Raw genomic sequence first — 6,537 nt, forward strand, 5'->3', positions numbered from 1 at the left:
AATTAAGGCGTAACTTTTATTGAGCTATTCAGATTATAACATAAATTAAGGTTTTATTAGAATTATTCAGGCCATGCATCACTCAATCGCCGTGCATCAGCTGCGTGTTTATCAGCTTGTTCTGCCATGTATTGATATTGTTCGATACACTCTTTGAGTATGTCACTGTTGGTAGTGGCGTACTCAATAATGGTTTCTTTGGAGGCTGTGGACATACGACTTGTGGCTTTATCGATTTGCTTTGACATGCCATTAATAGCGGACTTAGCACGATTAACATCAATAATGATTTCTTGCATTTTCGCATTATGATTTCTCTCTGCTTCTAAAAGTTTATCTGACCATTGCTTTTCTTTAGTTCTTGCTTCAGCTTTAGCTTGTTCGGTTAAGGCTTTAGCTTCAGCAACTTCGGTTTTGTATTGAGCATTCAGTAATGAGTAATTCGTCTTTAGACTTTGTACTCGCCAAGTCTGTGTACCACTGAAAATTGAAAGAATTAAAATTATGGCTAACAAAACTAAAATGATGATTTGGTAAAACTTATCTATAAATTGCTGAAGAGCTATTTTCATTTTAAAAATAACTCCTTCTCTTTAGCGCGACGATTCACTAAGCCTTGTAATCGCTTGCCTCCTGCATTGACCCACACATCAAATTGATTCGCTGCACCTTGATAGTCACCAGTATTCAGTTTTTTAAGTAAGGTCGATTTCTCAAAAGCTCCCGATCCAATGTTATAAGTCAGTGAAACAAGCGCATCGAATTGGTTTTGATTGAGTGATACAGTGACCACTTCATTTACAGTGCGTTCAAATTTCTTTAAATCATTCTGCATGTACTGTTTGGCTTGATCTTCTGTACAGCTATCCCCTTTTCTAACTTTCTGGCCATTCGGGTAAACCGTGGTACCAAAGCCAATCGTCCAGACTCCCACACCATCGTCATAGGCGGTTAGTCTTTTACCTTCAAAGCCACAAATCAAATTGATACCGAAATCACCAACAGTCATTTGATCTTTGATACCGAGCATGTCATTTACAGCGTTTTGATCGAATGAAATAAGTTTATCTGTGGCATTCACTTGTTGTTGAGTGAGCTTGCCACCTGATATTTTACGAAGATAATCAAATATTTTTTGCATAGTTACCCACCCCACTTTTTAGCATTTTTCTTTAAATACTCTTCGATAAAGGTTGAACCTAAAATCCCTAATGCACTGGCGATGCCAATTAAGGCAAGAGGTGAAATATCAGGGATTTGAAGTAATACCAGACCAGCGATTAATGAAGATGCTGATCCTAGAATAGTTCGACCAATTAAAACTCGAAATGTTATTTTTTCAGATGAAACGAGAAGCTTACTCATACCGATCAGCCCTCCGATAATGATTAATGTAAGAATCGTTTTCTCATGGTTATCCATGTTTCCTCCTGGTTTTAGGCAATAAAAAACCCCGAACAATGTCGGGGTGTGCTAGTTTATTTAATCACATAAACAGTAGTTTTTTAAATACTAAAGCTAATTAAGAATCGTAAATTCCTTAAATTCTGTATTCATATTCTCTTGACTAAAGCATATTTTTTTTACAATGGCATTTTGTGAACCTTTATAACACTGCTCAATAACATTTTTTAATGTTTCTTCTGGACCTTTTATTATAATATCCACTCTATGAACATTATTTATTGAGTTCTGCACATTACCAGTCACTGAACGTAAATCACAAATTTTTTTCAACCATTTTCTATATCCAACTCCTTGGACTTTTCCATAAACACTATAGCTGTAAGTCTTAATATTAGGATTAATACTGCCAAATATATTATCAAGTAAAGACATTCCTATATCTCTTGGAAATCCCTTTTCTGGAAAAATTTGCAATCCTAAATCAGGATTAGTGTTTACTTCAATAATTGACCATTTTTGTTTATGAGGTGATTTACTAATATCCTCGGCCATTAAGTCCAAACCAACATGATATGGTCCAAGCACAGCTTTTCTAGCATTTACCGCAATATTAATCCAATCAGGATGAATATTATCAGTCTGATCAATACTTTCACCACCCGACCCAATATTAACAGCATCTAGCAGTTGAATTTTTTCATTAACCTTAGGTATTGAATCTAAATGCAATCCTCTTTGTAATAAATAATGAATCATTATCGCATTTGGTCTAAAGATTTTACGTGAAAAAAATGGATTTTGCTTTCGGTGTTCAGCTTTTAACTCTATTAATTGACTGATGCTATTAACTCCATCACCTACAATATAGGCTGCAATTCTCTGTGTAACAGCACATACTTTATTATCTACCACAACTATTCGATAATCATTTCCAGATACACACTCTTCAACTAGCACAATTTTTGCTTTCTCTTCTCGACAAATATTCCAGGCAACTTTAAAATCATCTAAAGTTGAGATATATGTTGAGACACCAGCCCCTCCTGATCCATCTAATGGTTTTACCACAACTGGTGAATTAAACGTTTTTGCTTTTTCCCATGCTTCTTCCATAAAATCAATTGATATTTTAAATCCCTTTGGTGTATTAATATTATAATTTTCTAATAAAGATTTTGACTTAAATTTATCATTTGTGAATTCTCTAATGAACGTTTTAGTTTTGCTTGTCATACCTGAATTAAAAACAACTTGGGTATTTGATTCTTCATGTTCTAATGAAATTACCGTAGGCTCAATGTGCGAAATTCTTAAACCTTTTCGGTATGCTGCTTCTTTAATAATATCTGTTTGCAAAGCAGATCTTAAATTAGAATTATTAAAAATATTACTTTTACTTAGAATATTTTTTTTATTTTTTTTATTTTCATTATCCTTAAAAAAAGATAATTGATTCTTTATTTGCACCAAATCCGTAGCACATGCTAAATATTCTGAAAAATCAGCTTTATTTTGATAAATTTCTCGAACCTTAAAGCCCTTATAATTCCATCCTTGATTAAAATCATCGCTTACACAAGTTAGCATTAAAAAATCTATGTCTTTTAGATAATTATCAAATGTATCAGTTAATCCACTAAAGTTTTTTTTCAGAAAATTAGTTAAATCAACCAAAATGGCACCATTTGATATTTTAGTAGTTTCTTTTAATTTTATAATTTCACCTTTTTCTGGAATATGATTCTGTGATATTTTATTATTAGTATTTTTAATTTTATAATTTTTATATAGAATATTTTTCATTCTTTCTTTATTTTGTTTTTCAATTAACTCATTTATTGATAATAATCCATCACCAATTATAAAAGCTGGTAGTACACCATAGATAGCCGCAAGTTTACCTTTAATAATAAATAGTTTTAGAATATCTTCAGAAGCTGTTTCCTCAACAGATATTTTATTAAATTTGCTTAATTTATTCCATGCTTTTTCAAACTGACTTATATCTGAAATATTCTTAAATGAAAAAATTGATGTAATGTCATCTGGACTAACTGTTATATTACCTTTTTTAAGCAATTCCTCAGCATAACAAATAGCATCAACTTTCTGACTTAAATTATATATTTTTCTATTAGTATTTAATAGATTAGATATAGTTCCTCTGTCTTTTACATATGAACTAGAATACATTAGTCCTGAAATATTATTTCTATATAATACTGAATTCTCTATCTTCCATGTGTTTTCATCAAATTTTTCAATTTTTATATTATTTTTAGTAGAAAAAATTTCATCTAAATTTTGATATGGCATTTCAAACCTAAAATTATTTAATGCCTGTAAAAATAAATACTCATTACAAAAGCTATCTGAAAAAATTTTCATTATTCATCCTAAGAATATACTATGATGGTAAAATTAAATTAATAAAATACAAAATTTTAATGACCAATAATAACTTATTTTTAATTTTTTAGAGTTTAATTTTAGTTTATTTTTATAATAAAAAACTAGAGTTCTCTCTCAATACAACTACGATAGACCTTTTTCATAAATCATTTATCCCTCAATTCCATTCTGTTTCAATAAGAGTAGAGTCATGTGTAGCAACTCAACTGATGGCTCTAATCTTCATATTTTTCAAGTCTATTTCTTATCTGCGATTCGAGTTAATGAGCGCATTTATCACTTAAATATATTTTTATATTACAACATTATCTGTTACTGCATAATAAAAAACCCCGAACAATGTCGGGGTGTGAGGTTGTTGAACGTTATGCGATGCTGTATTTATTTTTATAAAAAGTTATCAGTTGTTCTAAATAACCACTGTTTTCTGGTAGAGCTAAATCTATATTTAAACCACCCCATGCATAAGCCTTACCGTTCATATTTCTAAACCAATCCCACTCTTCAGCTTTTAAGCCACTTGTTGGCTGAGGGAATGCTCCTCTCGTAACTTTTCCATTAACATTGATGGAACCCACTCCATTCGAGTACGAAAATACTATGATAGAAGGTTTATTAACAGGGTCAACGGCCGCTGTCAAAACTGAATTAGCTTCTCGATCTGAAGTTCTTCTCAATCTAGCTGTAGCCCCCACATTACTCAATAATGCATGGAATGATGGTAAATCATCCTGTAAAACTTTACGTACTAATCTAAAATCTCGTATTGTATTTAAATCTTGATCATTGTAGTGATCCAATACAACAAAGAATGAAAATCCATTCACGTCTATATCGAAATCGCCTAAATGCGTAACCGAATTGTTTAAATTAACATATATACGTTCAACAGCTTTTTGCCCTTGCTCATTTGTCACAGATGTAAAGGCGTTAGGTAATACTGTCATTGTACCTTTAGCCATATTTAATATTTCTTTGGCACCAGCAATGTAATATTCCGCATCATAATAAGCCTCAAAGCGTGGAATATGAGCAATTGCAGCACCTACTTCAGTTCTATTGTAACGGCCTAATGATGTCTGACCAACATTAGCACTTGTTAAGCGATTGATAATTTTCATGTGTTTGTCCCAATTAAATTTAAATTGTTGGATTCAGCATTTTGAAATTAATGATTTCATGTAATGCGTGTTTAATAACGTTGATACCGTGTTGTCTAACTTTATAAATAGAGAAAGGATTCGACCCCACTTCCTCTCTTGGTGTTTCAAGTAAAAATCCTTGCTTATCTAAGCCAAGTTGCCAATGCCTTGCGAAAGTTCCTCCTGCATTAATCGATAAACGTACAGGCCAACTTGCAGGAAAAATATAGTCTCTTCGCATAACCGTATTGATATGCAAGCTCACTTTTCTAATCAGCGGTAATGTCTCTTCTTTTGCTGTTGCAAACCATGCAAGACGACTACCTGCAATATTGAAGTTATGAAAATCAATATAGTAATCACAATCGGGAAATCGCTCTGGGAGTGCCGAAACGATGACTGACTCTGGTTCACTTAAAGGTCTAGGGCCAGCAGCGGTATCGCTTTTTGACCAATCTGTAGGAGAGTTTCGATTTAAATCTATTTTTCTAGCATTATATCGTGTATTTAAATTTACACCTGAAGGGTTCACGACAGGCACAATAATTAATTGCGTTTGTGCAATAAGTGCAATGTCTTCATCTTCAAATGTAGTCTCTATAACTCGTTTCATGATCAAATAAAATTGAAGAATTGCATCCTTTTCATTGCCATGTACGCCAGTTGTAATCAAAATTTTAGGCGGTGAGGTCAGTTCTTTACCCCAACTTACCTCTGGAGTGTCGGAACCATACTGAAGTGCTTTAGGTGTATAGATATATGCTCGTATTTCGTTTCCATCACTATCTACACCTAAAACTTCTGATTTTAATTTTGATGATGATTTAGCAACTAACCCATCATATAGTCTATATACACTTTGATGATCGGGTAATAGTGACCAAACGGATGCGTGATATATTGCATCAGCATAATTATTTTGAACTTTGACACTGTCAAAATTACGATATACATCTCCGTGTGTTATATCATTGGGATAAACTTGGCTGAGTTGTAGTTTAGAAAAATCAATCTGATTTGTACTTTCATCGTCTTTTTTAGGAACTGAATTACTGTTTAAAATATTGAAATTCAGATCTACTGTTAAAAAAATTGAGTCATCTTTCACAGTATAGAAATCGATATAGACTTCATTTTCGTCCTTTTCATTCCCTGTCTTTTGCAAAATATTGAAGTCAAAATCAACGAGTATGTAGCTAGGTTTTTCTATTTCAGTATGAAAATCATATAAAAAGTTTGGAACAACATTTCCGTACTTATCAATTGCGACTAATACGTTTCCAACTTCATCAATACCACTCCATACCGTTTTTTCATTCAGAATAGACTTGGTGTGGAAATCAAATAAAACATCTGCTTTTTGTGAGACCTCATCTTTGACATTTGCTAATGCAGTATTCGTTTTAGCAATCTCAGCATCAGAATGAGCAATAGCTAAATCCTTATCACTTGCCCCTGTATCATTCCACTTAGCACCATCCCATAACCAAACCTTCTTGGTTTCCATATCCTGTGCAAGACTGCCTTCAATACTTGGTTTGTATTTTTCAAGTGCAGCCTTATTAGCGAATCCACG

General features: G+C 32.6%; 6 protein-coding genes. All 6 read right to left on the reverse strand.

Going from position 1 to position 6,537, the window contains the following annotated elements:
* Positions 1 to 62: 62 nt before the first annotated feature.
* Positions 63 to 572 carry a hypothetical protein gene (locus tag B9T31_RS08400; RefSeq protein WP_086181501.1) on the reverse strand — a complete coding sequence of 170 codons (510 nt, stop codon included), beginning with the start codon at positions 570 to 572 and terminating at the stop codon, positions 63 to 65.
* On the reverse strand, positions 569 to 1,141 hold the full coding sequence (locus B9T31_RS08405; protein ID WP_086181502.1) for a lysozyme: 573 nt from the start codon (positions 1,139 to 1,141) through the stop codon (positions 569 to 571). Before B9T31_RS08405 ends, B9T31_RS08400 begins: the two co-directional genes overlap by 4 nt.
* Positions 1,142 to 1,143: 2 nt before the next feature.
* Positions 1,144 to 1,422 (reverse strand): holin, encoded by a 279-nt coding sequence (locus B9T31_RS08410; protein WP_086181503.1) that lies wholly within the window; start codon positions 1,420 to 1,422, stop codon positions 1,144 to 1,146.
* A 96-nt stretch (positions 1,423 to 1,518) separates the two neighbouring features.
* Positions 1,519 to 3,795, reverse strand: coding sequence for an acylphosphatase (locus B9T31_RS08415; protein WP_086181504.1), 2,277 nt, complete (start codon positions 3,793 to 3,795; stop codon positions 1,519 to 1,521).
* Between the two features lie 389 nt (positions 3,796 to 4,184).
* A complete protein-coding gene (locus tag B9T31_RS08420; RefSeq protein WP_086181505.1) occupies positions 4,185 to 4,940 on the reverse strand; it encodes a hypothetical protein in 756 nt (251 codons plus the stop codon).
* Between the two features lie 19 nt (positions 4,941 to 4,959).
* Positions 4,960 to 6,537, reverse strand: a 1,578-nt coding sequence (locus tag B9T31_RS08425) for a M14 family metallopeptidase (RefSeq protein ID WP_171264715.1), incomplete at its 5' end; no start/stop codon positions are given.

Origin of the sequence: Acinetobacter sp. ANC 4558, from assembly GCF_002135375.1 — a bacterium.
Lineage (GTDB): Bacteria > Pseudomonadota > Gammaproteobacteria > Pseudomonadales > Moraxellaceae > Acinetobacter.